This is a genomic window from Streptomyces sp. NPDC001927 (genome assembly GCF_053594455.1).
On record NZ_JBSFEN010000014.1, the window covers coordinates 63,429 to 87,983 of the forward strand.

The following is a 24,555-nucleotide window of genomic DNA, read 5'->3' on the forward strand; positions in this document are numbered from 1 at the left end:
TTCCGTGTGGTGCTGCGCACAGTGTCCCGCCGCAGGTCAAGCGTGAGTTGACGGGTGTTCGCACACGTGGTGGACTTCCGGGGCCATTACGGCGGCAATCAGAGGAAGCCCGGTGCGAATCCGGCGCGGTCCCGCCACTGTGACCGGGGAGTCGCTCCCCGGGAGCCAGGAACTCTCGCCGCCGGTCACGTCGAGCCAGGGCGCGGACCCTGAGTGAGGACACAGCGCCATGCCCGGCCGCAGTGCTGCCCCAGGTGTATTCGCTTACGGCGCGGCCGCCGGCCTTGCCGCCGATCTGATCCTCGGCGACCCCCGCCGCGGCCACCCGGTCGCCGCGTTCGGCCGCGCCGCCGGCGCCGTCGAGAAGCTGCTCTGGCGCGACCACCGCGGGTGGGGCGCGCTGCACACCGCCGTCTGCGTGACGGGCGCCGCGGGCGCCGCCGCGCTGGCCGCCCGTACCGTACGTGACCACCCCCGCGCCTCCGCCGCGCTGACCGCCGCCGCCGTGTGGGCCGTCGTCGGCGGGACGACGCTGGGCCGGGAGGCCCGCGCGATCGGCGGCGCCCTCGCTGCCGGCGACCTGGACGTGGCCCGGGAACGGCTCCCCCATCTCTGCGGGCGCGATCCGCACTCCCTGGACGGTCCGGCGATGGCCCGCGCGGTCGTGGAGTCCGTCGCCGAGAACACCTCCGACGCCGTCGTGGGCGCCCTGGTCTGGGGCGCGGTCGCGGGCGTACCGGGCCTGGTCGCCTTCCGGGCCGTGAACACCCTGGACGCCATGGTCGGCCACCGGTCGGCGCGGTACCGGCGCTTCGGCTGGGCCTCGGCCCGGCTCGACGACGTGGCCGGCTGGCCGGGCGCCCGGCTGACGGCCGCGCTCGCGACGGTGGCCGGGGGCGATGCGCGGGGGGCGGTACGCGCCTGGAAGGCGGACGCGGCGAAGCACCCGAGCCCCAACGCGGGCCCGGTGGAGGCCTCGTTCGCGGGGGCGCTCGGGGTACGGCTCGGCGGGACGCTGTCGTACGGCGGCCGGGTGGAGCACCGGCCCGTACTGAACGGGGAGGGACGGGCCGTGGAGGTCGCGGACATCGAACGGGCGGTCCGGCTCTCGCGCCGGGTCACCGGGCTCACGCTCGCGGCCTGCGTGGGCGGACGGATCGTGGCGGGCGCGCTGAAGGCGCGTGCGGCGAAGCGGAGGGCGGCATGAGAGGCGGGGGGCTGCTGGTCGCGGGGACCACGTCCGACGCGGGCAAGAGCGTCGTCACGGCGGGCATCTGCCGCTGGCTGGTCCGGCAGGGCGTGAAGGTCGCCCCGTTCAAGGGGCAGAACATGTCCCTGAACTCCTTCGTGACCCGGGAGGGCGCGGAGATCGGCCGGGCGCAGGCCATGCAGGCGCAGGCGGCCCGGGTCGAGCCGACCGCACTGATGAACCCGGTCCTGCTGAAGCCCGGCAGCGACCGTTCCAGCCAGGTCGTCCTGATGGGCAGGCCGGTGGGCGAGTTGAGCGCGCGCGGCTACCACGGAGGGCGGCAGAAGGAGCTCTTCGAGCCGGTGATGGCGTGCCTGGAGGAGCTGCGGGGCACGTATGACGCCGTGATCTGCGAGGGGGCGGGCAGTCCGGCCGAGATCAATCTGCGCCGGACCGACATCGTGAACATGGGCATCGCGCGGGCCGCGCGGCTGCCGGTGCTCGTGGTCGGGGACATCGACCGGGGCGGGGTGTTCGCCCAGTTCTTCGGCACGACGGCGCTGCTCGCGCCCGAGGACCAGGAGCTGATCGCGGGCTACCTCGTGAACAAGTTCCGCGGCGACGTGACCCTGCTCGAGCCGGGGCTCGACATGCTGCTCGGGCTGACCGGGCGGCGGACGTACGGCGTGCTGCCGTACGCGCACGGGCTCGGCATCGACGAGGAGGACGGCCTTCGGGTCTCCCTGCGGGGCGCGGTCCGCGAGTCGGTCGTCGCGCCGCCGGTCGGCGCGGACGTGCTGCGGGTCGCGGTGTGCGCGGTGCCGCTGATGTCGAACTTCACGGACGTGGACGCGCTGGCGGCCGAACCGGGCGTCGTCGTGCGGTTCGTGGACCGGGCCGAGGAGCTGGTCGACGCGGACCTGGTGGTCGTGCCGGGCACCCGGGGCACGGTGAAGGCCCTGGCGTGGCTGCGCGAACGCGGGCTCGCGGACGCCCTGGCCCGGCGCGCGGCGGAGGGCCGGCCGGTGCTCGGCATCTGCGGCGGCTTCCAGGCGCTCGGGGAGCGGATCGAGGACGAGGTCGAGTCGAAGGCGGGCACGGTCGACGGGCTCGGGTTGCTGCCGGTACGGGTCCGGTTCGCGGCCGAGAAGACGCTCGCGCGGCCGGTCGGCGAGGCGCTCGGTGAGCGGGTGGAGGGGTACGAGATCCACCACGGGGTCGCGGAGGTGCTTGGCGGGGAGCCGTTCCTGGACGGGTGCCGGGTCGGCGCGGTCTGGGGCACCCACTGGCACGGCTCGCTGGAGAGCGACGGGTTCCGCCGGGCGTTCCTGCGGGAGGTCGCGGCGGCGGCCGGGCGGCGCTTCGTACCGGCCCCGGACACGTCGTTCGGGACGCTCCGTGAGGAGCAGCTGGACCGGCTCGGGGACCTGATCGAGGAACACGCGGACACGGACGCGCTGCTGCGCCTGATCGAGCACGGGGCGCCCGCGGGGCTGCCGTTCGTGCCGCCGGGGGCGCCGTGAGTGGGGGCCGGCCGGTGCGAGGCCGGGCGCGGCCCGGTGGGACTGCGCCCGGCCTCCGGCCGGGCTTGGGCTCCCACCCGCACCACCCGTGCGGCTTTGACAGACACCTGCGGGTGGCCCTGGTGGGCGGTGACTCGCCGTCGGCGGCCACCGGCCCGCTGAGAATTCAGACCCATCCACGAACCGAACTCGAAGAGAGGACCACCCGATGAGCACCCGGTATCCGTTCACCGCCGTCGTCGGTATGGACGACCTGCGCCTCGCGCTGCTGCTCAACGCGGTGAGTCCGGCGGTGGGTGGGGTCCTCGTGCGGGGCGAGAAGGGGACCGCCAAGTCGACCGCCGTGCGGGCGCTCGCGGACCTGCTGCCCGAGGTGCCCGTCGTCGCGGGTTGCCGGTTCAGCTGCGACCCGGGCTCGCCCGACCCCGGCTGCCCGGACGGGCCGCACGAGACCGCCCCGGCCGCCGCGCGGGCCGCGCGGATGGTCGAGCTGCCCGTCGGCGCGTCCGAGGACCGGCTCGTCGGTGCGCTCGACATCGAGCGGGCCCTCGCCGAAGGCGTGAAGGCCTTCGAGCCCGGCCTGCTGGCCGACGCGCACCGGGGGATCCTCTACGTCGACGAGGTCAACCTCCTCCACGACCACCTGATCGACCTGCTCCTCGACGCCGCCGCGATGGGCTCCTCGTACGTCGAGCGCGAAGGCGTCTCCGTACGGCACGCGGCCCGCTTCCTGCTCGTCGGCACGATGAACCCCGAAGAGGGCGAGCTGCGGCCGCAGTTGCTGGACCGGTTCGGCCTCACGGTCGAGGTAGCGGCCTCCCGCGAGCCCGAGCAGCGGGTCGAGGTCGTCCGGCGGCGGCTGGCCTTCGACGACGACCCGGCCGCGTTCGCCGCGCGCTGGGCGGGCGAGGAGACCGCGCTGCGCGAGCGGATCGTCGCGGCCCGCGAGCTGCTGCCCCGCGTGGCGCTCGGGGACGCGGCCCTGCTCCAGATCGCCGCGACCTGCGCCGCGTTCGAGGTGGACGGCATGCGCGCGGACATCGTGATGGCCCGGACGGCGACCGCGCTCGCCGCGTGGGCCGGGCGCACGGAGGTGAGCTCCGAGGACGTCCGACAGGCGGCGCTGCTCGCGCTCCCGCACCGCAGGCGGCGGAACCCGTTCGACGCGCCGGGGCTCGACGAGGACAAGCTCGACGAGACCCTGGAGCGGTTCAAGGGCGAGGACGAGGGCGACGAGGATCCGGATCCGGGTCCGGACGGGGGCCCCGGCGGCGGTCCCGGCGGCGGTGTTCCGCCCCAGGGCGAAGGGCCGGACGACGGCGTCCCCCAGGACTCCGGGCCCGACGAGGCCCCCGCGCCGGCTCCCCAGGGGCCCGGAGGCGCCGGGGAGCGGGCTGCCGTCAAGGCCGCCGAGCCGTTCCGTACGAAGATGCTCAGCGTCCCCGGGCTCGGCGAGGGCGCGGCAGGGCGGCGCTCCCGGGCCCGTACCGAACACGGCAGGACCACCGGCTCCGTGCGGCCCCGGGGCGCGCTGACCAAGCTGCACCTGACCGCGACCGTGCACGCCGCCGCCCCGCACCAGAAGGCGCGCGGGCGGAGCGGCCCCGGGCTGGTCGTCCGCCGGGACGACCTGCGGCAGGCGACGCGCGAGGGCCGGGAAGGGAACCTGGTGCTCTTCGCCGTGGACGCCTCCGGTTCGATGGCGGCGCGGCAGCGGATGAGCGCGGTGAAGGGCGCGGTGCTCTCGCTCCTGCTCGACGCCTACCAGCGGCGCGACAAGGTCGGCCTGGTGACCTTCCGGGGCCGGGACGCCGAGGTGGCCCTGCCGCCCACGTCGTCGGTCGACGCCGCCGCGGCCCGGCTCGAACAGCTCCCGACGGGCGGCCGTACGCCGCTGTCGGCGGGGCTGCTCAAGGCCCATGACGTGCTGCGCGTCGAGCGGCTGCGCGACCCCTCGCGCCGGCCGCTGCTCGTGGTCGTCACCGACGGCCGGGCGACCGGCGGCGGCGCCGACCCGGTGGCGCTCGCCGCCCGCGCCGCGCGGCTGCACGCCGCCGACGGCACGGCGGCCGTCGTCGTGGACTGCGAGACCGGTCCGGTACGGCTCGGGCTCGCCGGGAACCTCGCCCGCGAACTGGGCGGCACGGCCGTCACCCTGGACGAGCTGCGCGCCGACTCGATCGCCGGGCTCGTCAGGAACGTACAGGCAGAGCACGCAACGAGGAGGGCCGCTTAATGCCGCAGGGACAGCCGACCGTCGTTCCCGACGACGGTCTCACGACCCGTCAGCGCCGCAACCGCGCGCTGGTGATGGTGCACACCGGCGTCGGCAAGGGGAAGTCGACCGCCGCCTTCGGCATGGCGCTGCGCGCCTGGAACCAGGGCTGGCCGATCGGGGTGTTCCAGTTCGTCAAGTCCGCCAAGTGGAAGGTCGGCGAGGAGAACGCCCTCAAGGCGCTCGGCGAGACCGGCAAGGGCGGGACCGTCACCTGGAACAAGATGGGCGAGGGCTGGTCCTGGATCCAGCGCGAGGTCGCCGAGGGCGAGCAGTCCCACGAGGACAAGGCGCGCGAGGGCTGGGAGCAGGTCAAGCGCGACCTCGCCGAGGAGAAGTACAAGTTCTACGTCCTCGACGAGTTCGCCTACCTGCTGCACTGGGGCTGGATCGACACCAAGGAGGTCGTCGAGGTCCTGCGCGACCGGCCCGGTCACCAGCACGTCGTCATCACCGGCCGCAACGCCCCGCAGGAGCTCGTGGACTTCGCGGATCTCGTCACGGACATGTCGAAGGTGAAGCACCCGATGGACGCGGGTCAGAAGGGCCAGCGGGGCATCGAGTGGTAGCACGTCTCGTCATCGCCGCGCCGTCCTCCGGCGCGGGCAAGACCACGGTCGCGACCGGCCTGATGGCCGCGTTCGCGAGCCGTGGGCTCGCGGTCTCCCCGCACAAGGTCGGCCCGGACTACATCGACCCGGGCTACCACGCGCTCGCGACGGGGCGGCCGGGCCGGAACCTCGACGCGTACATGTGCGGTACGGGGCTGATCGCACCGCTCTTCGAGCACGGGGCGCGCGGCTGCGACCTGGCGGTCGTCGAGGGCGTCATGGGCCTCTACGACGGGGCTGCCGACCAGGGCGAGCTGGCGTCGACGGCGCAGGTGGCGAAGATCCTCAGGGCGCCCGTGGTGCTGGTCGTGGACGCGTCCTCGCAGTCCCGGTCGGTGGCGGCCCTGGTGCACGGGTTCGCCTCCTGGGACCCGGAGGTGCGGATCGGCGGGGTCATCCTCAACAAGGTCGCGTCGGACCGGCACGAGCACCTGCTGCGCGAGGCGCTCGGCGGGTCGGGGGTGCCGGTCATGGGGGTGCTGCGGCGGGCGCCTTCGGTCGCGACGCCGTCTCGGCACCTTGGTCTTGTGCCCGTCGCCGAGCGGCAGGCCGCCGCGGTCGAGGCGGTTGCCGCGCAGGGGGAGCAGGTGCTCCAGGGCTGCGACCTGGATGCGCTGTGGGCCCTGGCGCGGTCGGCTCCGCCGATGCCCGGGGAGGTCTGGGACCCCGTGGGCGCCGTTCGGGTGGAAGCCGTCGGGCGGGCACGCCCCGTGGTGGCCGTCGCCGGAGGAGCCGCTTTCACGTTCTCCTACGCCGAGCATGCCGAGTTGCTCACGGCCGCCGGGGCCGAGGTGGTGACGTTCGATCCACTGCGGGACGAGGCGCTGCCCGAGGGGACCTCCGGGCTTGTCATAGGGGGCGGGTTCCCCGAGATGTACGGTGCCGAGCTGTCCGCCAACGAGCCGTTGCGGAAGGCCGTCGCCGAGTTGGCCGGGTCCGGTGCGCCGGTGGCCGCCGAGTGCGCGGGGTTGCTGTATCTCGCGCGTTCGCTGGACGGGCGGCCCATGTGCGGGGTGCTCGACGCGGAGGCGCGGATGTCGGAGCGGCTGACGCTCGGGTACCGGGACGCCGTGGCGGTGAGCGACAGTCCGCTCGCGGCGAACGGGGCGCGGATGCGGGGGCACGAGTTCCACCGGACCGTGATCGAGCCGGGCGCCGGTGCCCAGGCGGCCTGGGGGCTGCGGCAGCCGGAGCGGCGCGTGGAGGGCTTCGTCCAGGGCGGGGTGCACGCGAGTTATGTGCACACCCACTGGGCGGGCGCCCCGGAGGCGGCGGCCCGGTTCGTCGCGCACTGCGGGAACGGGCCGGCCGCGTGAGATCAGCCGCCCGACACACCCACCACGAGCCAGATGAAGCCGACGCCCGCCACCGTGCACAGCAGGGTGGAGAGGGCCGGGTGTTCGTGGTGGGCCTCGGGGAGGATCTCGGCGGCGGCGAGGTAGAGCAGGGCGCCGCCGAAGAAGCCCAGATAGCTGCCGAGGAGTTCCTCCGGAAGGGTGAACAGCAGCGTGGACGCCGCGCCGACGATCGGGGCGGCCGCGTCCGCCACCAGCATCAGGACCGCCTTGCGCCGGGCGTTCCCGTAGAGGCTGGTGATCGTGTACGTGTTGAACCCGTCGGCGAAGTCGTGGGTGATGACGGCGAGCGCGACGGTCGCGCCCATGCCCCCGCCGACCTGGAAGGCGGCGCCGAGCGCGATGCCGTCCATGAGGCTGTGGGCGACCATCGCCCCCGCCGCGGTGAGCCCGACCTGCGGCACGCGTTCGCCGGCCGCGACCCCGTGCGCGGCCTGACGGACCGCCAGCAGCCGTTCCACGACATGGGCGAAGAGGAAGCCGCCCACGAAGAGCAGCAAGGCCTGCGGCACGCCGAAGACCTTCTCCCCCGCGGCCTCCATGGCCTCCGGCAGGAGGTCGAGTCCGACCACGCCGAGCATCAGTCCGCCGGCGAGGCCGAGGACCAGGTGGCGTCGGTCGGTGACGCGCTGCGCCGTCCAGCCGCCGAAGAGCGTCATGAGGAACGCGCCGAGCGCGACGAAAACGGCCATGCGCCTTTGCTATCGGATCGGGCGCGATCCGCGCACATCGGACTCGCCTTCGGGCGCCTGGGGTTGGCCTGGGACGATGCCGTCGTCGTCGAGGGCTCGGTGCCCGACCGCGCGGTGAACGTCTGCCGGGCGCACCCCAAGGTGGCCGTGCTGCCCGCGCCGGGCTTCGGCCCCGCCGAGCTGGGCTCGGCGCTGGTGCACCGGGTGGCGTCGCGGACGCTCGTGGTGTTCTCGGCGCTCGGCGATCCCTTCCGCGAGCGGTTCGAGCGGGTGGAGCCCGCGGAGGCGATGTGCCGCGGCTGGGAGGGCGTGAGCCTGGTCCTCTGCCTGGACGAGTCACGGCAGGACGGGCCCGCTCCGGTGGTCACAGGACCGCTCAACGGGCCGGGGCGCTGGGCGCTGCCGGAGGCGGAGTTCGCGGCCGGGAGCGCCGGCAGGTCCGTACTGCCGTACGAGGCGCGGGCGTTGGCGCTCGCGCGGCTCGGGCCGCGGGCCGGGGATCTGGTCTGGGACATCGGTTCGGGCTGCGGCGCGGTGGCGATCGAGTGCGCCCGGCTCGGTGCGGCGGCGGTCGCCGTGGAGCGGACGGTGTCGGGTGTCGAGCGGGTGCGGGCGAACACGGCAGCGCACGGGGTCGAGGTGCGGGCGGTGCACGGGGAGGCGCCGGCGGTGCTGACCCATCTCGCGGATCCGGACGGGGTGTTCGTCGGGGGTGGTCCTGGCGGTGGCCGTGAGCTGGAGTCGATCGTGCTGTCGGCGGCGCGGCGGGCGCGCCGCGCGGTGGTGGTGGCGGTGCCCGGCCGGGAGCTGATCGCGCCGGTCCGGTCGGCGCTCGCGTCCTGCGGGTTCGCGGCCGAAGGGGTGCTGCTGCGGTCCGAGCGGCTCGACGCTCCGGCCGCGGTGCCGGTGCCGCCGGTGTGTCTGGTCTGGGGGACGCGATGAGCGGGGTGACGGTCGGGATCGGCGCGCGGTCCGGGGTGTCCGTGGACGAGGTGCTCGCCCCGGTGGTGGCGGCGCTGCGGGAGGCCGGTCTGACGTGCTCGGACGTGGTGGCGTTCGCGACGCTGGAGGCGCGGGCGGTGGAGCCGGGGATCGTGGGCGCGGCCCAGCGCGTCGGCGTACCGCTGCGCGCGTACGGGCCCGAGGAGTTGGCCGCCGTGTCCGTACCGCATCCCTCGGGGGCGGCGCTCGCGGCGACGGGGACGGCGTCGGTGGCGGAGGCGGCGGCGCTGCTCGCGGCGGGGCCGGGTGCCGTGCTGCTCGTACCGAAGCGGAAATCGACGCGTGTGACCTGTGCGGTCGCCCGCGGAAACCGGTCCCTCCGGTTTCGTCCGAACGAAGATGCCGCCGCCGCACGGTTGTTGCCCCAGGGGCGGGGGTACATCGACGGTCAGACGGAGCCCCGTACACCCCCCACTCATCACCCGACGGCGGCCATGGATACCCACGCGCATTCTGACGTCCACGATCTGCGGCACCACGGTGACGCGGAGGTACGGGACGAGAAACTGATCGATCTCGCGGTCAACGTCCGGACGCACACGCCTCCGGAGTGGCTGCGGGCCCGCATCGCCGATTCCCTGACCGGCCTGGCGCAGTACCCGGACGGCCGGGTCGCGCGGGCCGCGGTCGCCGAGCGGCACGACCTGCCGGCGGCCCGGGTGCTGCTCACGGCCGGGGCGGCGGAGGCGTTCGTGCTGCTCGCGCGGGCCCTTCCGGCGCGCCGACCGGTCGTGGTGCATCCGCAGTTCACCGAGCCCGAGGCGGCGCTGCGCGACGCGGGGCACACGGTGCGCCGGGTGCTGCTGCGCGAGGAGGACGGCTTCCGGCTCGATCCGGCGGCCGTGCCCGAGGACGCGGACCTGGTGGTGATCGGGAACCCGACGAACCCGACGTCCGTGCTCCATCCGGCGACGGCCATCGCGGCCCTGGCCCGGCCGGGCCGGACGCTCGTCGTGGACGAGGCCTTCATGGACGCGGTGCCGGGCGAGCGGGAATCACTGGCCGGGCGGACGGACGTGCCGGGTCTCGTGGTGCTGCGGAGCCTGACGAAGACCTGGGGCCTCGCGGGGCTGCGGATCGGCTACGTCCTCGCGCACCCGGAGACGATCGCCCTGCTTCAGCGGGCGCAGCCGCTCTGGCCGGTGTCCACTCCGGCGCTCGTGGCGGCGGAGGCGTGCATGTCGCGGGCGGCGCTCGCGGAGGCGGAGCTCGCGGCGCACCGGATCGGTGTGGAGCGGGCCCATCTGCTCGCGGGGCTCGCGGAGTTCGACGAGGTGCGCGCGGTGGCGGCGGCGGAGGGTCCGTTCGTTCTGATCCGGATCGATCGCGCAGACGCGGTACGGGAGCGGCTGCGGGCGCTCGGCTTCGCCGCGCGGCGCGGGGACACGTTCCCGGGCCTGGACCGGAACTGGCTCCGGCTCGCGGTGCGGGACCGGGTCACCACCAACCGCTTCCTGCAGGCTCTGGACCAGGCGCTGTTGATAGAGGGCTGAGAGGCCCGTTTCGCGTGCGGGAGGGCGGTGCCGACGGCACCGCCCTCCCGGCCTGCTCCCCTTACCCCCTCGGGCCCCGGGTCCCCCCTCGGACCCGGCTCCCCCCTCGGGTCGGTCAGCCGCGGGCGCGGCTGCGGGCCAGGACGAGCGCTCCCGCGCCGCCGCCGAGCAGGACGATGGCGCCGCCGGCCAGGTACGGGGTCATCGAGCTGCCGCCGGTCGCGGCGAGGTTCTGGTCGGTGGGCTTGGTGCCGTCGTTCTGGGTCTTCACGCCACCGGCGTCGGTGGGCTTGGTGGAGGGCTCGTTCGAGGGCTGCTCGGTCGGCTGACCGGTCGGCTCCTCCGTGGGCTTCTCGGTCGGCTTCTCGGTGGGCTTCGTGCCCTTCGGCGTCTCGCAGGTGGCCTCGGCGAGCGTGACGGTGCCCTTGACCTCGGCGACGCCGAGCTTCAGCGGGTTGACCTCCACCTTCAGTTCGAGGGCGGTGGCGGCGGCGGTACGCGAGGTGGTGGACGTACGGGACAGGTCGAGGACCACCTCGCCGACACCCGGCACGCTGACCTTGGTCTGGCCGGCCGTCGACAGGGTGGTCTTCTTGCCGAGGACGGTCACGTGCCCGAGCAGGTTCGCCTCGGCGACCGGCTGCTTGCCGGTCTCGCAGAGCGCCTTGGCGGTGACCTTCTGGACCTCGATCAGGGAGAGCAGGGGCACTCCGGGGACGTGGACGCGGGCCTTGACCAGGTTGACGTACCCCTCGGCCTTGTCCTTGCCCACCGTGGCCTTCGACGTGGCGACGTCGGCGCGCAGCACGTCGATCGGCTTGCCGTTCTCGGCGCCCTCCACCTTGACGGTCAGCGCGGTCTTGTTCTCGGTCTCCGGCGCCTTGACCTCGTTGAGAGAGGCGCGCAGCGGCACGTCGACCGACTTGTTGAGCAGGGAGACGTCGAGACCGGTGCGCAGGACGACGGCGGTCGCGCGCCCCTCGCCGCCGCCGGTGGCGTGGGCCGCGGGGGCCAGGAGGACCACGGGCCCGACGGCCAGCGCGACGGCGGTCGCCGCGGCGGCGGTGCAACGTACGGGCATGCGGAAGGTGTTGCTGTTCAAGATGGTGGAACCCCCACAAGAGACATGGCGTCGCCGACCGCTCACCACGGGGACACGGGGTCGACGCGGTCTCGGCGACTTGAGACACCGGAATCTTTACGCACGGAGGGTGAACTGGCAGACACCTGGCGCGAGTTCACTCCAAAGGGGGGTTTCCGCGCCCATATTCGATTCTTTCGGCACACGCGTTCCCGCACGCCCCGCGCGTTGCGAATCGCGCGGGGCGCACACCGGAAGTGCTTCAACGACGCCCACTGACCTCCGGTAACGGACGGTCAACCCGACGCACCGGCGGCGGGCGGCGTCGCGGGCCGGATCAGGAGGCGCGCCAGTAGCCCAGGGAGTGGACCCGCTCCTTGGGGAGCGCGAGCTCCTTGCGGACGTACGCGGCGAGGGTGCGGGTGGTCGCCGTGTCGCAGGCGATCCAGACGTACGGGTCCTCGCCCTTCTCGAGGAGCTCGGGGAGGTCGCCGCGCACCCGCTCGACGAGCGCGGCGCCGCCGCCCTGGCGCGGGACCCGGCGCAGCTCGTGGCGGTCCGCGTCGAGGCGCAGCGGCAGCTCCTCGTCGGCGTCGTGCGAGGTCTCGAACCAGAGGGTGGCCGGGACGTCGGGCGCGGAGTCGAGGAGCGAGTTGATGGCGGGCAGCGAGGCGGGGTCGCCGATCACGAACATCCGGCCGGGCCGGGGCTCGGGGGCGGTGAAGCCGGTGCCCTGGAGGGTCGCCTCGATGGTGTCGCCGGGGGCGCAGGAGCGGGCCCAGTCGCTGGCGGCGCCGTCGTGGAGGGCGAACTCCAGGCTGAAGGTGCCGGCCTCCTGGTCGGGGTCGACGAGGGTGTAGGCGCGCTGGTGCGGCTTGCCCGCGTTCTCGAACCAGAGCCGTACCCACATCGTCGGGTGGACGCCGGCGGCGGCGAGGAGGCCGCCGTCCGTCAGGTGCACCCGGCGGTAGTGCTCGTTGACCTGCTCGCCCCCGGTCACGGTGAACGTGAAGTCCCGCCCCCGGAACAGCTTCAGGACCACACCTTCCCAGCCATGCCCCACCGCGATCGCCTCCCCATGCGTTACCTGTAGATTAATTTAGGTCAGCCTAACCTAAGCATTGCGAATGAGGATCGGGGTCGGAGTGGGTATCGAGGTCTACCGGGACGATTGGGGCGTTCCGCATCTGCGGGGCACCGATCCGGACGAACTCGCCTTCGCGCAGGGACGGGTGACGGCGGTGGACCGGGCCTGGCAGCTGGAGGTCGAGCGGCACCGGGCGCAGGGCACGACGGCCGCGTTCCTCGGCGCCGGCGAGACCGGCTGGGACACCTTCGCGCGCCAGGCCAGGCTCGCCGACACCGCGCGCCGCTGCTTCGACCGGCTGGACGAGCGGACGGCGCGCTGGGTCCGGGCGTACGTGGACGGGGTCAACGCGGGCCTGCCGGAAGGCGCGGCGCGCGCGGGCCAGTTCGCGCGGGTGGGGCTCGCCCCGGGCCGCTGGGTGCCGTGGACGCCGCTGGCGGTCTGGCTCACCACGCACATCCTGTTCGCGGGCTTCCCCGCCAAGCTGTGGCGGGAGGAGGTCGCGCGCCGGCTGGGCGAGGAGTGGACGGAGCTGTTCGCCACGGACGGCCCGGGGACCTCCGGCTCCAACGGCTGGATCGTCTCCGGCGCCCGGACGGCGAGCGGCTCCGCGATCATCGCGGGCGACCCGCACCGCTTCATCGAGGCGCCCGGGGTGTACCAGCAGATCCGCCTCGCGTGCCCGGAGTACGACGTGCTCGGCCTGGCGGTCCCGGGCGTCCCGGGCCTCGCCCACTTCGGCCACACCGGAGGTGTGGCCTGGGCGATCACCAACGCCATGTCCGACTACCAGGACGTCTACCGGGAGCGGCTCCGGCGGACCGCCGACGGCGGCGTGGAGGCGCTGGGCCCGGACGGCTGGTACCCGGCGTCCGTGCACCGGGAGACGGTGGAGGTCGCGGGCGGCGACCCGGTCGGGATCGAGGTGATCGAGACCGAGCGCGGCCCGGTGATCATCGGCCCGGACGGCGGCCCGATCGGAGGTCCGGTCGGAGCCGAGGGCGCCGAAGGAGCCGAAGGAGCCGAGGGTGGTGTCTGGGAGGCGATCAGCCTGCGGTACCCGCCGCGCGTGACCGGCGAGCTGGGGTTCGCGGTGCTGCCCGAGCTGCTCGCCGCCCGGACCGTCGCGGACGTGGACCGGGCCGTCGACGGCTGGGTCGAGCCGGTCAACGTCGTCATGGCCGCCGACGTGGACGGCGGCCTGCTGCACCGGGTCGCCGGGTACGTCCCCGTCCGCGACCACGCCAACTCCGTTCGGGTGGTGCCCGCCTGGGAGGCCGCGCACGACTGGCGGGACGGCGCCGCTGTACCGACGCCGCGCGCGGAGGTGGAGGGCCACGCCGTCATGGCCAACGCGCGCGGTCTCGCGGCGCCGCTCGGCATCGAGTTCGCCCCGCCGCACCGGGCGGCCCGGATCGACGCGCTGCTCGACGCCTCGACGGCCTGGACGCCCGAGGCGATGGCCGGCATCCACACCGACACCGACAACCCCTCGGCGGCCCGCCTGCTGGCGGCGATCCGCGCGACGGCCCCGGACAGCGACGCCGACGCCCCCGCCCTCTCCCCCGCCGCCCTCGCCGTCCGCGACCGGCTGCTCGCGTGGGACCGCCGGATGGACGCCGACAGCACCGACGCCGGTCTGTACGCCGCCGTGCGCGGCGCCGTCGTCCGGCGGCTCACCGCGCACCCGGCGTTCGCGGCGCTCCGGAAGCCCGCCCCGTACCCCGCGGTCTTCCAGCCCTGGCTGGCCCTCGGGCCGCGGGTGGCCCTGGCCCTGGAGACGCTGCTGTCCTCCGGCCCCGTACCGGCCGCCGATGTCGCCGAGATCGTCCGCGAGGCCCTGGAGGAGATCGCCGCCGGTGAGGAGCCGCCCGCCTGGGGCGTCACGCACCGGCTCGCGCCGTGGCAGGCGCTCCCCGACGAGGACGAGGACGACGCCGACTGGCCCGGCCTCTCCGGGGACCACGACTGCGTGATGTCCTCGACCAGCGTGCCCGGCTACACCGACCGCAGCGCCCGCGCCTCGGCCGCCCGCTACGTCTGGGACCTGGCCGACCGCGACAAGAGCCTGTGGATCGTGCCGTTCGGCGCCTCCGGGGTCGCCGACGACCCCCACCACCGCGACCAACTCCCCCTGTGGCTGCGGGGCGGACTCGCCCCCGTCACCACCGACTGGCACCACCTCACCAAGGAGCACCCGCATGACGACCGCCACTGAGCCGACCGGACCGGCCGGACCGATCAGACAGGTCGAGCCGGTCCACGTCCAGGCCGTCGAGGGCTTCGGCACCGTCCGGATCGACCCCGTCGACCCCGACCGCGACGCCGCCCTCGTCCACGGCTGGGTCAACGAGGACCGCGCCCGCTTCTGGGGCATGGGCGGCACCACCGTCGACCAGGTACGGGAGATCTACGCCCACCTGGACACGCTCACCACGCACCACGGCTTCCTGGTCCGGCGGGACGGCGAGCCGGTCGCGCTCTTCCAGACGTACGAGCCCTCCGCCGACCGCGTCTCCGAGTGCTACGAGGTGGAGCCCGGCGACATCGGCGTGCACATCCTGATCGCCCCCGCGGCCACCCCCGAACCGGGCTTCTCCGCCCGCCTTTTCGTCGCGCTGACCGCGTTCGCGCTGAACGGCCGCACGCGCGCCGTCGCCGAGCCGGACGCCGCCAACGAGAAGGCGATCGCCCGGCTGGTGCGGGCCGGTTTCGAGCTGGGCCCCGAGGTCGTCCTGCCGGAGGTGGACCTGCCCGAGGTCTTCATCCCGGAGAAGCGCGCCCGTCTGGCGTTCCTCACCCGCTGACACCCCGAGGGGGCGGTCAGCCGATCACGCGCCCGTTCACGACGACCCTGCGCGGCGCCGCGAGTACGCGGACGTCCGCGCGGGGGTCCTCGCCGTAGACGACGAGGTCCGCGGGGGCGCCCTCCTCCAGGGCGGGGCGGCCCAGCCAGGAGCGGGCGCCCCAGGTGGTCGCCGAGAGGGCCTCGATCGGCGGGATGCCCGCCTTGACCAGCTCCTCGACCTCGGCCGCGACCAGGCCGTGGGCCAGGGAGCCGCCCGCGTCCGTGCCGACGAAGACCGGGACACCGGCGTCGTACGCCGAGCGGACGGTGTCGTACCGGCGCTCGTACAGCCGCCGCATGTGCGCCGACCAGCGCGGGAACTTCTGCTCACCGCCCTGCGCGAGCTTCGGGAACGTGGCGATGTTGACGAGCGTCGGGACGATCGCGACGCCTCGCTCGGCGAAGAGCGGGATCGTGTCCTCGGTGAGGCCTGTGGCGTGCTCGATGCAGTCGATGCCCGCCTCCACCAGGTCCCGCAGCGAGTCCTCGGCGAAGCAGTGCGCGGTGACCCGCGCCCCGAGCCGGTGGGCCTCGGCGATCGCCGCCTCGACCTCGGCGCGGGGCCAGCAGGCGCCCAGGTCGCCGGCCTCCCGGTCGAGCCAGTCGCCGACGAGCTTGACCCAGCCGTCGCCGCGCCGGGCCTCCTGCCCGACGTACGCGACCAGGTCCTCGGGCTCGATCTCGTGGGCGTAGTTGCGGATGTAGCGACGGGTGCGGGCGATGTGCCGGCCGGCGCGGATGATCTTCGGCAGGTCCTCGCGCTCGTCGATCCACCGGGTGTCGGACGGCGAGCCCGCGTCACGGATCAGGAGCGTGCCCGCGTCCCGGTCGGTCAGCGCCTGCTTCTCGGCCGTGCCGGCGTCGACCGGGCCGTGCTGGTCCAGGCCGACGTGGCAGTGCGCGTCGACCAGGCCCGGCAGGGCCCAGCCCTCGATCGTGAGCGCCTCGCCGGACGGTCGGGTGTACGTGACGCGCCCGTCGACCGCCCAGAGCTCGTCCCGTACGTCCTCCGGGCCGACGAGCACCCGCCCCTTCACATGCAGCACCACGTGATCGCTCATGTCTGCACTCTACGAGGGGCGGGCACCCCGCTGAAGACGGCTCATTCGTCGATCGCGGCCCCGAAGGCGGCGTCCACCGCCGGTCCGCCGAGGGAGCCGGCGGAGTACGTCCACGAGCCCGCCGCCGTCAGCCCACCCGTACCGGCCGAGAAGACCCAGATGTGCCCGTCGCCGGTGTTCTCGCCGGGGGCGGCGGCGAGGAGTCCGAAGCGGCGGTCGCCGTTCGGGTCGGTGAGCCTGACCTGCGCCCCGAACCGGTCGGCGCGCTCGACCGCGCCGGGCACGGACGGCGAGTCCTGGGTCCAGGACTGGGCGCCGGTGGCGGTGAGCCCGGCGCGGGTGCCGCGCAGGACGGTGACCATGCCCGCGTCGACGACGGTGCCGATGTCCTCCTCGGGCGCGCCGATCGCCACGTCCGCGTAGCCGTCGCCGTTCGTGTCCGCGACGGAGAGGTCGGAGCCCCAGCCGTCGCCGCGCTCGGAGGCGCCCGGGACGCCCGGGGAGTCCTGGGTCCACCAGCGCGGCGGGGTGCCGGGCCCCTCGACGCCGGCCGGTCCTGAGGGGCCGCCGAGGTAGACGCCGACCATGCCGCCGGTCATCGACTCGCCGCCGTCGTCCGGGCTGTGCGGCTCGCCCGTGACGAGGTCGTCGTGGCCGTCGCCGTTGATGTCCCCGGAGGCGGCGACCGGTCCGCCGCGCAGGGCGCGCTCGTAGCGCAGTTCGTCCGCGTGTCCGGAGAGGTACCAGGACCAGCCGTGGCCGGGTTCGGTGCCGGTGGAGACCCCGCTGATCACGAGGTCGGCGAAGCCGTTGCGGTCGTAGTCGCCGGTGGTGACGGACCGTTCGGAGATGTCGCGCCACTCGTCGGCCGTGCGGGCCGAGCCGTTCAACGCGGTGCCTCGGTCCGTGCGGACGGTCGCGCCCGGCTGCGGGGCGGCGGCGAACAGGTGCCGTTCGGCGCCGTTCCGGTCGAGGGTGATCAGCTGGTCGCCCGGGGTCTCCGCGGTGAAGCGGGCGGCGGCGAACGCCGAGCCGAAGCGGGCCCCGGCGGTGGGGCCGAGGAGGCTGTCGAGGCCCTGGCTGCGGGTGCCGACGAGCCCCTTCGGCGAGCCCCAGAGGATCACGGCGCCGCCGGCGTCGGCCAGGGTGCCGATGTCCTCGCCGGGGACGCCCACGATCGCGTCGTCGTAGCCGTCCCCGTCCAGGTCGCCGGTGGCGACGGCCCGGCCGAAGGCGTCCCCGGTCTCGGCGGCGCCGGGCACACCGGCGGAGTTCTGGTGGACGACGGCGGCGCGGGTGGTGCCGATGCCCCGGGCGGAGCCGTACTGGACGGTGACGAGACCGGCGCCCCGCCTGCCGCCGACGGTCGCGCCGGGCGCGCCGACGAGGACGTCGTCGTAACCGTCCCCGTCGAAGTCGCAGTTGCGGTCGTCCGCGCGGGTGGAGCCGGGGACTCCGGCGTGGGCGGCGGGCGCGGTGACGAGCCCGACGCCGGCGGTGAGGAGGAAGGTCGCGGCGGTGAGGGCGAGGGCGCGGTGGGTAGAACGGTGTGCGCGCATGGAGCGGCTCCTGGATGCAAGAGAGATGATCCGGGCGGCTGCGGGGGTGTCCGGAAAGGGCCCGTCCCTTGTCCGTCGCACCGTTTGACACCGGATGCCCCGTGAGGGTTGTACGCGCGGATGGTCCGAAGCTGCGGGGAACCGGCTCGGTACGCTGAACCGACGCTCGACCCCTTTTCGTACGTTCGAACTTTCGGAGAAGGCACCACCGTGACCGTGACACACCCGCTGCTGGACCTGGCCCCGCTGACCGCCGCGCACTTCGCGTCCATCGAACGGCGGGTCGCCGCCCTGCTCTCCACCGAGCAGGACGTGGTGATCACCCAGGGCGAGGCGCTGCTGCCGCTCGAGGGCTGCATCCGCAGCGGGGCCCGGCCGGGTTCGACGGCCCTGAACATCGTCACCGGTCCGTACGGTCAGACCTTCGGCAACTGGCTGCGGGACTGCGGCGCCACGGTCGTGGACCTGGAGGTGCCCTTCCACGCGGCGGTGACGGCCGCGCAGGTGGAGCAGGCGCTCGCCGAGCACCCGGAGATCGACTTCGTCTCCCTGGTGCACGCGGAGGCGGCGACCGGCAACACGAACCCGGTGGCCGAGATCGGCGAGGTCGTGCGGGCGCACGGGGCACTGTTCTACCTGGACGCGGTGGCGTCGATCGGCGCGGAGCCGGTGCTGCCGGACGCGTGGGGCGTGGACATGTGCATCATCGGCGCACAGAAGGCGATGGGCGGTCCCGCGGGCGTCTCGGCGGTCTCGGTGAGCGAGCGGGCGTGGGAGCGGTTCGCCGCCAACCCGCGGGCACCGCGCCGCTCGTACCTCTCGCTCCTGGACTGGAAGGAGCGCTGGATCGACGGCGGCCGTACGGCGCTGCTGCACGCGCCGGCGCAGTTGGAGATGCTCGCCCTCGAGGCGTGCGTGGAGCGGATCGAGTCCGAGGGGCTCGACGCGCTGATGGCCCGTCACGCGTCCGCCGCGGCCGCGACCCGCGCGGGCGCCCTGGCCCTCGGCGGCGGTCTGGAGCCGTACGTCCACGAGGCGAAGGACGCGGCCCCGGTCGCGACGACGCTGCGCGCCCCGGAGGGCGTGGACGCCTCGGCGCTGGTCGCGGCGGCGCTGGCGGCGGACCCGTCGCTGCCGCTGATCGCGGGCGGCGGGGCGCTGGCGAAGGAGATGATCCGGGTCAACCACTACGGCGTGGACGCGACCCGGGGCGCGGTCCAGTCCTCCCTGGCGGCCCTGGGCGCGGCCCTCGCCGAGACGGGCCGCCCGGTCGACCTGGAGGCGACCCGCCGCGCGGTGACGGAGGCGTGGATCTAGGAGGCGCCCGGCCCACCCGGAGCGGGGGCCCGGGGCGGGGCTACCGGATGTCCAGGAGGGCGACGGCCTCGGCGAAGTCGGCATGCGCGGGCTCGAAGGTCCGCGCGACGACGAGGAACATGGCGCGGTCCGTCAAGGCCCGGGCGAGGCGTGCGCGGTCGTCCGGCAGGCGGCGGGCGAGCGCCACGCCTTCGTCGAAGTACGGCGTGAACCGCTCTTCGAACCGGTAGTGGTGGCCCCCTTCGCGGAGGGCCACGCGGATGCCGATTCTGCGCTGGACGTCCACCAGTTCGCGCAGTCGGCCGGCCTCGCGCAGTCCCGCCGCCTCCGTTTCGAGCCCTGGCAGGGCGCCGAGGAAGGCATCACGCGTGTCGCTCGACCATCCGAGGCCGGTGCCGAACGGCGGCATCGGGGACTCGGCGCTCGCGGGCGCCTCGTCGGCCCGCCCCGACAGGGCGAACAGGGTCGCCTGACAGGCGTCCAGGGCCCTGCACAGCCGTTCCACCCGGGCCGGCGCCCCGCCCTCGATCCTCCGCGCGGCCTCGACCGCCTCGGCGCGCAGCGTCAGCGCCACCTCCGGGCTGCCGCTGCCGTAGCTCAGCGAGAGCAGCCCGTCGACCAACTTCGGCAGATACGCCTTCGGGCTCACCTCCGCCAGAACCCGGTACGCGTGGACCTGTTCGAGCACGCTCAGCCGTCCGGACGAGTGGACCCTCGAGCCCCACCCCGCCGAGCCGCTTCACGGGATCCGAACTCCAGCCGCCTCGGCGAGGCTCGCCGTCGCGCGGCCGCCGCACCCACCGGATCGGCCGCCGCGCCACGGAGCCGCCCGCGCCCATTCCCGGAGCGCATTACGAGCGGGATTCTTGAAGGCCATTATCGGTGCATATTCGAGCGCGCATTAATCACTCGAATTCCCCGTGCACCTTCCGCGTTTCTTCTGCCCGGTTTCCCGGACCCTAAACGCCAAGGTTTCGTCAGCGATTCCGGCTCATTTCCGCGCGTGTGACGGACTCCACATAGCGCCCGTTCCGCCCGGATTTATACGGACAGAATGGGACCGATTCACGCTCGCGCGAATAACACATCCGCCTTCTCCAGCACACCCCTCCGCCCCGTGCATTCCGAGAATGTGATCGGTAAATTCCCTCGCCATGACCGCAGCACAAGCAGCCATGACACTGGAAAGCCCACGCGTGGAGGACGGAGCCGCGATCTGGCGCATCGCCCGCGATTCTCAGGCGCTCGACCTGAACTCCTCGTACAGCTACCTGCTGTGGTGCCGCGACTTCGCCGCCACTTCGCTGGTCGCGCGCGCCGCCGACGGCGACCCGGTCGCCTTCGTCACCGGGTACCTGCGCCCCGACCGGCCCGACACCCTCGTCGTCTGGCAGATCGCCGTCGACGAGACGCACCGCGGGCGGGGCCTGGCCGGGGTACTGCTCGACGCGCTGACCGCCCGGGTCTCCCCCGAGGCGATCGAGACGACGGTGACCCCCGACAACACGCCCTCGGACCGGCTCTTCACCGCGTACGCCGCCCGGCACGGACTCTGTCTGGAGCGCGAGGTCCTCTTCGACGGGCGTCTGTTCCCCGACACCGCCAACGGCACCCACCAGCCCGAAGTCCTGTACCGCATCGGCCCCTTCCACCCCAACGGAGCTTCGCTGTGACCATCACCCCGCCCGCCCTGAGCGTCTTCGAGACCCTGGAGTCGGAGGTGCGCAGCTACTGCCGCGGCTGGCCCACCGTCTTCGACCGTGCGAACGGCGCGCGCCTGACCGACGAGGACGGCCACGAGTACCTCGACTTCTTCGCCGGCGCCGGCTCGCTCAACTACGGCCACAACAACCCCGTACTGAAACGGGCCTTGATCGACTACCTGGAACGCGACGGGATCACCCACGGTCTCGACATGGCGACCACCGCCAAGCGGACCTTCCTGGAGACCTTCCAGGAGGTCGTGCTGAAGCCGCGCTCCCTGCCGTACAAGGTGATGTTCCCGGGCCCGACCGGCACCAACGCCGTCGAGGCCGCGCTGAAGCTGGCACGGAAGGTGAAGGGCCGCGAGTCCGTCGTCTCCTTCACCAACGCCTTCCACGGCATGTCGCTCGGTTCGCTCGCCGTCACCGGCAACGCCTTCAAGCGGGCCGGCGCCGGGATCCCGCTGGTCCACGGCACCCCGATGCCGTTCGACCACTACCTCGACGGGCAGACCCCGGACTTCCTCTGGTTCGAGCGACTGCTCGAGGACCAGGGTTCCGGCCTGAACAAGCCCGCCGCGGTGATCGTGGAGACGGTCCAGGGCGAGGGCGGCATCAACGTGGCCCGCGCCGAGTGGCTGCGGGAGCTCGCCGATCTGTGCCGGCGCCAGGACATGCTCCTGATCGTCGACGACATCCAGATGGGCTGTGGCCGTACCGGCGCCTTCTTCTCCTTCGAGGAGGCCGGCATCACCCCGGACATCGTCACGCTGTCGAAGTCGATCAGCGGGTACGGCCTGCCGATGTCGCTCTGCCTGTTCCGGCCGGAGCTGGACGTCTGGGAGCCCGGCGAGCACAACGGCACCTTCCGGGGCAACAACCCGGCCTTCGTCACGGCCGCCGCCGCGCTCGACACGTACTGGGCCGACGGCCAGATGGAGAAGCAGACCCTGGCGCGCGGCGAGCAGGTCGAGCAGACACTGCTCGCCCTGTGCGAGGAGAACTCGGCGGACGGCGCGCACTACCGGGGCCGTGGCCTGGTGTGGGGCCTGGAGTTCGCCGACAGGACCCGGGCGTCGAAGGTCTGCGCCCGCGCCTTCGAACTGGGGCTGCTGCTCGAGACCTCGGGCCCGGAGAGCCAGGTCGTCAAACTCCTCCCGCCGCTGACCGTCACGCCGGAGGAGCTGGACGAGGGGCTGAGCACACTGTCCCGCGCGGTCCGCGAGACCGCCTGAACAACCGCTGACCGAAAGGGAGTTGTACCACCGTGATCGTCCGATCGTTCAAGGACATCGAGAACACCGAACGCCATGTGCGAGCCGCCTCCGGCACCTGGGAGAGCAAGCGGATCGTCCTCGCCAAGGAGCGGGTCGGCTTCTCGCTGCACGAGACCGTGCTCTACGCGGGCACCGAGACGTCCATGTGGTACGCCAACCACATCGAGGCCGTCCTCTGTGTCGAGGGCGAGGCCGAGCTGACGAACGACGAGACCGGCGAGACGCACTGGATCGCCCCGGGCACGATGTATCTGCTCGACGGCCACGAGCGGCACACTCTGCGCCCCAAGACCGATTTCCGCTGCGTCTGCGTCTTCAACCCGCCGGTCACCGGGCGGGAGGACCACGACGAGAACGGGGTGTACCCCCTGCTCACGGAGGAGGGCTGATCATGACGGACGTACTGACCGACCTGTACCCGACCCGCGGCGCCGCCGAGGTGCTCACGGCCCGCCGGGACCCGGTGGTGTGGGGCGACGCCCCGGGCCTGGAGTCGTTCGACCGGGACGGCTTCCTCGTCGAACCGGAGCTGCTGGCCGACGACGAGGTCGCCGAGTACCGCCGCGAGCTGGACCGGCTGGTCGCCGATCCGGCCGTACGGTCCGATCCGCGGGCGATCGTCGAGTCGAGGACGTCGACCGTACGGTCCGTCTTCGAGGTGCACCGGATCAGCGAGGTCTTCGCCCGGCTGGTCCGGGACGAGCGGGTGGTGGGCCGGGCCCGCGAGATCCTCGGCTCGGACGTGTACGTCCACCAGTCGCGGATCAACGTGAAGCCGGGCTTCGGCGCCTCCGGGTTCTACTGGCACTCGGACTTCGAGACCTGGCACGCGGAGGACGGCCTGCCGCGGATGCGCACGGTGTCGGTGTCGATCGCGCTGACCGAGAACCACGACACCAACGGCGGCCTGATGATCATGCCGGGCTCGCACCGGACGTTCCTCGGCTGCGCGGGCGCGACCCCGAAGGACAACTACAAGCGCTCGCTGCAGATGCAGGACGCGGGCACCCCGTCGGACGAGGCGCTGACCTCGCTCGCGGACGCGCACGGCATCCGGCTCTTCACGGGCCGGGCGGGCTCGGCGACCTGGTTCGACTGCAACGCCATGCACGGTTCGGGCGACAACATCACGCCGTATCCGCGCAGCAACGTCTTCCTCGTCTTCAACAGCGTGGAGAACGCGGCGGTGGAGCCGTTCGCGGCGCCGGTGCGCCGACCCGAGTTCATCGGGGCGCGGGACTTCACCCCGGTGCGCTGAGGGCCCTCGGGTGACGGGTGGGGGGAGGGGGCCGGACGGCCCCCTCCCCCCATCCGCGTCTCAGCCCGCCAGGACCTCAAGGGCGCGGTCGACGTCCGCCGTGCCGTTGTAGAGGTGGAAGGACGCCCGCAGGTTGCCCGCGCGGGCGGCCATCAGGACGCCGGCGGCACGCAGGTCGGGCAGCCGGTCGCCGAGGCCCGGCACGCCCACCACACCGGAGACGTCCGGCACGGGGGCGTGGCCGAGCTCCACGAGGCCGGCGCGGAAGCGGGCGGCGAGGGCCTTGTTGTGGACCTCGATCCGCTCGATGCCGATCTCTTCGAGCAGCGCGAGCGAACGGGCCGCCCCGTGGTACGAGAGGAACGCCGGCGGCTCGTCGAACCGCCGCGCGGAGGCGGCCAGTTCACGCACCGGCCCGTAGCTGTTGGCCCACAGCTCCTCGCCCGTGACCCAGCCCGCGTGGATGGCCGTCAGCGAGTCCTGCGCCTCCTCGGTGACGGTGAGGAAGGACGCCCCGCGCGGACAGAGCAGGTACTTGTGGCCGCCGGACACCGTGTAGTCCCACTCCCCCGCGCGCAGCGGCAGCCAGCCCGCCGACTGGGTGGCGTCGAGGAGCGTACGGGCCCCGTGCGCGGCCGCCGCCGCCCGTACCGCCGCGAAGTCCACCGTCCGGCCGTCCGCCGACTGGACGGACGAGAAGGCGACGAGCGCGGTCTCGGGGCGGACGGACTCGACGAGCCGCTCCAGGGGGACGAAGCGGGTCTTGAGGTCGCCGCGGATCGTGAACGGGGTGATCAGCGAGGAGAAGTCGCCCTCGGGGAAGAGGATCTCGGCCCCGGCGGGCATCGACTGCGCGATCAGCCCGGCGTGGACGGAGACCGAGCTGCCGACGGCGACCCGGTCCGGGTGGACGGCCGTGAGCCGGGCGAACGTGGCGCGGGCCTCGTCGACGATGTCGAAGCTGCCGGAGCCGTCCGGGTTGCCCGCCGCGACCTCCTCGCAGAGCCGGGCGACGGCCTCGACGGTGCGGCGCGGGAGCAGCGCGCACGTGGAGGTGTTGAGGTACGTCCCCCGGGGCGCGAACTCGGCTCCGCCGAGGGGTTCGATGACATCCGTGGCATCCGTGGCATCCATGGCCCCAGACTGGGCTTCCCCCGACCCTTCGTCAATGGCGAATGATCATGGGGAAGCCCCAACCGGCGCTTATAAGCCCAGGTCCGGGGC

At 73.8% G+C, this 24,555-nt stretch carries 21 protein-coding genes and 1 riboswitch; of the genes, 14 read left to right on the forward strand and 7 right to left on the reverse strand.

The window, feature by feature from the left end; all coding sequences use genetic code 11:
• The first annotated feature begins 53 nt into the window (after positions 1–53).
• A riboswitch (cobalamin riboswitch) is annotated at positions 54–194 on the forward strand.
• Positions 195–229: 35 nt separating this feature from the next.
• The 5 genes from ACWCO8_RS32650 to ACWCO8_RS32670 all read left to right on the forward strand — a co-directional run bounded on the left by ACWCO8_RS32650 (position 230) and on the right by ACWCO8_RS32670 (position 6,914).
• Positions 230–1,207: a cobalamin biosynthesis protein gene (locus tag ACWCO8_RS32650; protein ID WP_451035245.1), complete on the forward strand. Its 978-nt coding sequence runs from the start codon at positions 230–232 to the stop codon at positions 1,205–1,207.
• Positions 1,204–2,712 (forward strand): cobyric acid synthase, encoded by a 1,509-nt coding sequence (locus ACWCO8_RS32655; RefSeq protein ID WP_451035246.1) that lies wholly within the window; start codon positions 1,204–1,206, stop codon positions 2,710–2,712. Before ACWCO8_RS32650 ends, ACWCO8_RS32655 begins: the two co-directional genes overlap by 4 nt.
• Positions 2,713–2,920: 208 nt before the next feature.
• The gene (locus tag ACWCO8_RS32660) at positions 2,921–4,948 is read left to right on the forward strand and encodes a putative cobaltochelatase (protein ID WP_451035247.1); all 2,028 of its coding nucleotides are present in this window, start codon (positions 2,921–2,923) and stop codon (positions 4,946–4,948) included.
• Positions 4,948–5,556 (forward strand): cob(I)yrinic acid a,c-diamide adenosyltransferase, encoded by a 609-nt coding sequence (cobO, locus tag ACWCO8_RS32665; protein WP_158986079.1) that lies wholly within the window; start codon positions 4,948–4,950, stop codon positions 5,554–5,556. The genes ACWCO8_RS32660 and cobO overlap by 1 nt, the downstream gene beginning before the upstream one ends.
• Entirely contained in the window at positions 5,550–6,914 is a 1,365-nt protein-coding gene (locus ACWCO8_RS32670) for a cobyrinate a,c-diamide synthase (RefSeq protein WP_451035248.1), read from the forward strand. Before cobO ends, ACWCO8_RS32670 begins: the two co-directional genes overlap by 7 nt.
• Positions 6,915–6,916: 2 nt before the next feature.
• Here ACWCO8_RS32670 and ACWCO8_RS32675 read toward each other — a convergent pair whose 3' ends face one another.
• On the reverse strand, positions 6,917–7,645 hold the full coding sequence (locus tag ACWCO8_RS32675; protein WP_362016361.1) for a ZIP family metal transporter: 729 nt from the start codon (positions 7,643–7,645) through the stop codon (positions 6,917–6,919).
• Between the two features lie 63 nt (positions 7,646–7,708).
• Between ACWCO8_RS32675 and ACWCO8_RS32680 the strand changes: the two genes are divergently transcribed.
• Both ACWCO8_RS32680 and cobC read left to right on the forward strand, forming a co-directional pair.
• On the forward strand, positions 7,709–8,587 hold the full coding sequence (locus tag ACWCO8_RS32680; RefSeq protein ID WP_451035249.1) for a hypothetical protein: 879 nt from the start codon (positions 7,709–7,711) through the stop codon (positions 8,585–8,587).
• Positions 8,584–10,140: an Rv2231c family pyridoxal phosphate-dependent protein CobC gene (cobC, locus tag ACWCO8_RS32685; protein ID WP_451035250.1), complete on the forward strand. Its 1,557-nt coding sequence runs from the start codon at positions 8,584–8,586 to the stop codon at positions 10,138–10,140. The genes ACWCO8_RS32680 and cobC overlap by 4 nt, the downstream gene beginning before the upstream one ends.
• A 115-nt stretch (positions 10,141–10,255) precedes the next feature.
• Here cobC and ACWCO8_RS32690 read toward each other — a convergent pair whose 3' ends face one another.
• Both ACWCO8_RS32690 and ACWCO8_RS32695 read right to left on the reverse strand, forming a co-directional pair.
• Entirely contained in the window at positions 10,256–11,242 is a 987-nt protein-coding gene (locus ACWCO8_RS32690; protein WP_451035251.1) for an SCO1860 family LAETG-anchored protein, read from the reverse strand.
• A 316-nt stretch (positions 11,243–11,558) separates the two neighbouring features.
• Positions 11,559–12,284, reverse strand: coding sequence for a siderophore-interacting protein (locus ACWCO8_RS32695; RefSeq protein WP_451035252.1), 726 nt, complete (start codon positions 12,282–12,284; stop codon positions 11,559–11,561).
• A 64-nt stretch (positions 12,285–12,348) separates the two neighbouring features.
• Between ACWCO8_RS32695 and ACWCO8_RS32700 the strand changes: the two genes are divergently transcribed.
• Positions 12,349–14,526: a penicillin acylase family protein gene (locus tag ACWCO8_RS32700; protein WP_451035253.1), complete on the forward strand. Its 2,178-nt coding sequence runs from the start codon at positions 12,349–12,351 to the stop codon at positions 14,524–14,526.
• Complete coding sequence (locus ACWCO8_RS32705) at positions 14,510–15,115, forward strand: GNAT family N-acetyltransferase (protein ID WP_362016349.1); 606 nt, start codon at positions 14,510–14,512, stop codon at positions 15,113–15,115. The genes ACWCO8_RS32700 and ACWCO8_RS32705 overlap by 17 nt, the downstream gene beginning before the upstream one ends.
• 16 nt (positions 15,116–15,131) lie before the next feature.
• Here the strand turns inward: ACWCO8_RS32705 and ACWCO8_RS32710 are convergent, their stop codons facing one another.
• Positions 15,132–16,217, reverse strand: coding sequence for an amidohydrolase family protein (locus tag ACWCO8_RS32710; RefSeq protein ID WP_362016347.1), 1,086 nt, complete (start codon positions 16,215–16,217; stop codon positions 15,132–15,134).
• Positions 16,218–16,258: 41 nt separating this feature from the next.
• Positions 16,259–17,776 carry an esterase gene (locus ACWCO8_RS32715; RefSeq protein WP_451035254.1) on the reverse strand — a complete coding sequence of 506 codons (1,518 nt, stop codon included), beginning with the start codon at positions 17,774–17,776 and terminating at the stop codon, positions 16,259–16,261.
• Between the two features lie 216 nt (positions 17,777–17,992).
• Here ACWCO8_RS32715 and ACWCO8_RS32720 point away from each other — a divergent pair, with 216 nt between their 5' ends.
• Positions 17,993–19,093: a pyridoxal-phosphate-dependent aminotransferase family protein gene (locus ACWCO8_RS32720; protein ID WP_451035375.1), complete on the forward strand. Its 1,101-nt coding sequence runs from the start codon at positions 17,993–17,995 to the stop codon at positions 19,091–19,093.
• A gap of 40 nt (positions 19,094–19,133) precedes the next feature.
• Here ACWCO8_RS32720 and ACWCO8_RS32725 read toward each other — a convergent pair whose 3' ends face one another.
• Positions 19,134–19,781 carry a hypothetical protein gene (locus ACWCO8_RS32725; RefSeq protein ID WP_451035255.1) on the reverse strand — a complete coding sequence of 216 codons (648 nt, stop codon included), beginning with the start codon at positions 19,779–19,781 and terminating at the stop codon, positions 19,134–19,136.
• A gap of 466 nt (positions 19,782–20,247) precedes the next feature.
• Between ACWCO8_RS32725 and ectA the strand changes: the two genes are divergently transcribed.
• The 4 genes from ectA to thpD are packed head-to-tail and all read left to right on the forward strand — an operon-like array spanning position 20,248 to position 23,331.
• On the forward strand, positions 20,248–20,766 hold the full coding sequence (gene ectA, locus ACWCO8_RS32730) for a diaminobutyrate acetyltransferase (RefSeq protein ID WP_451035256.1): 519 nt from the start codon (positions 20,248–20,250) through the stop codon (positions 20,764–20,766).
• Positions 20,763–22,031, forward strand: coding sequence for a diaminobutyrate--2-oxoglutarate transaminase (gene ectB / locus ACWCO8_RS32735; protein WP_362016339.1), 1,269 nt, complete (start codon positions 20,763–20,765; stop codon positions 22,029–22,031). Before ectA ends, ectB begins: the two co-directional genes overlap by 4 nt.
• 32 nt (positions 22,032–22,063) lie before the next feature.
• Positions 22,064–22,462: an ectoine synthase gene (locus ACWCO8_RS32740; RefSeq protein WP_362016338.1), complete on the forward strand. Its 399-nt coding sequence runs from the start codon at positions 22,064–22,066 to the stop codon at positions 22,460–22,462.
• A gap of 2 nt (positions 22,463–22,464) precedes the next feature.
• Entirely contained in the window at positions 22,465–23,331 is an 867-nt protein-coding gene (gene thpD / locus ACWCO8_RS32745; protein WP_362016336.1) for an ectoine hydroxylase, read from the forward strand.
• Between the two features lie 60 nt (positions 23,332–23,391).
• On the opposite strand, the gene ACWCO8_RS32750 is transcribed toward thpD, so the two are convergent.
• A complete protein-coding gene (locus tag ACWCO8_RS32750) occupies positions 23,392–24,465 on the reverse strand; it encodes an aminotransferase class V-fold PLP-dependent enzyme (RefSeq protein ID WP_451035257.1) in 1,074 nt (357 codons plus the stop codon).
• Between the last annotated feature and the right edge of the window lie 90 nt (positions 24,466–24,555).

Excerpts from the sequence above, each read along its gene's own strand:
- ACWCO8_RS32660 (WP_451035247.1), top strand. The coding sequence starts at position 2,921 with ATGAGCACCCGGTATCCGTTCACCGCCGTCGTCGGTATGGACGACCTG.
- cobO (WP_158986079.1), top strand. The coding sequence starts at position 4,948 with ATGCCGCAGGGACAGCCGACCGTCGTTCCCGACGACGGTCTCACGACC.
- ACWCO8_RS32750 (WP_451035257.1), bottom strand. The coding sequence starts at position 24,465 with ATGGATGCCACGGATGCCACGGATGTCATCGAACCCCTCGGCGGAGCC.
- ACWCO8_RS32710 (WP_362016347.1), bottom strand. The coding sequence starts at position 16,217 with ATGAGCGATCACGTGGTGCTGCATGTGAAGGGGCGGGTGCTCGTCGGC.
- ACWCO8_RS32650 (WP_451035245.1), top strand. The coding sequence starts at position 230 with ATGCCCGGCCGCAGTGCTGCCCCAGGTGTATTCGCTTACGGCGCGGCC.
- ACWCO8_RS32655 (WP_451035246.1), top strand. The coding sequence starts at position 1,204 with ATGAGAGGCGGGGGGCTGCTGGTCGCGGGGACCACGTCCGACGCGGGC.
- ACWCO8_RS32700 (WP_451035253.1), top strand. The coding sequence starts at position 12,349 with ATGAGGATCGGGGTCGGAGTGGGTATCGAGGTCTACCGGGACGATTGG.
- ACWCO8_RS32715 (WP_451035254.1), bottom strand. The coding sequence starts at position 17,776 with ATGCGCGCACACCGTTCTACCCACCGCGCCCTCGCCCTCACCGCCGCG.
- thpD (WP_362016336.1), top strand. The coding sequence starts at position 22,465 with ATGACGGACGTACTGACCGACCTGTACCCGACCCGCGGCGCCGCCGAG.
- cobC (WP_451035250.1), top strand. The coding sequence starts at position 8,584 with ATGAGCGGGGTGACGGTCGGGATCGGCGCGCGGTCCGGGGTGTCCGTG.
- ACWCO8_RS32675 (WP_362016361.1), bottom strand. The coding sequence starts at position 7,645 with ATGGCCGTTTTCGTCGCGCTCGGCGCGTTCCTCATGACGCTCTTCGGC.
- ectA (WP_451035256.1), top strand. The coding sequence starts at position 20,248 with ATGACCGCAGCACAAGCAGCCATGACACTGGAAAGCCCACGCGTGGAG.
- ACWCO8_RS32705 (WP_362016349.1), top strand. The coding sequence starts at position 14,510 with ATGACGACCGCCACTGAGCCGACCGGACCGGCCGGACCGATCAGACAG.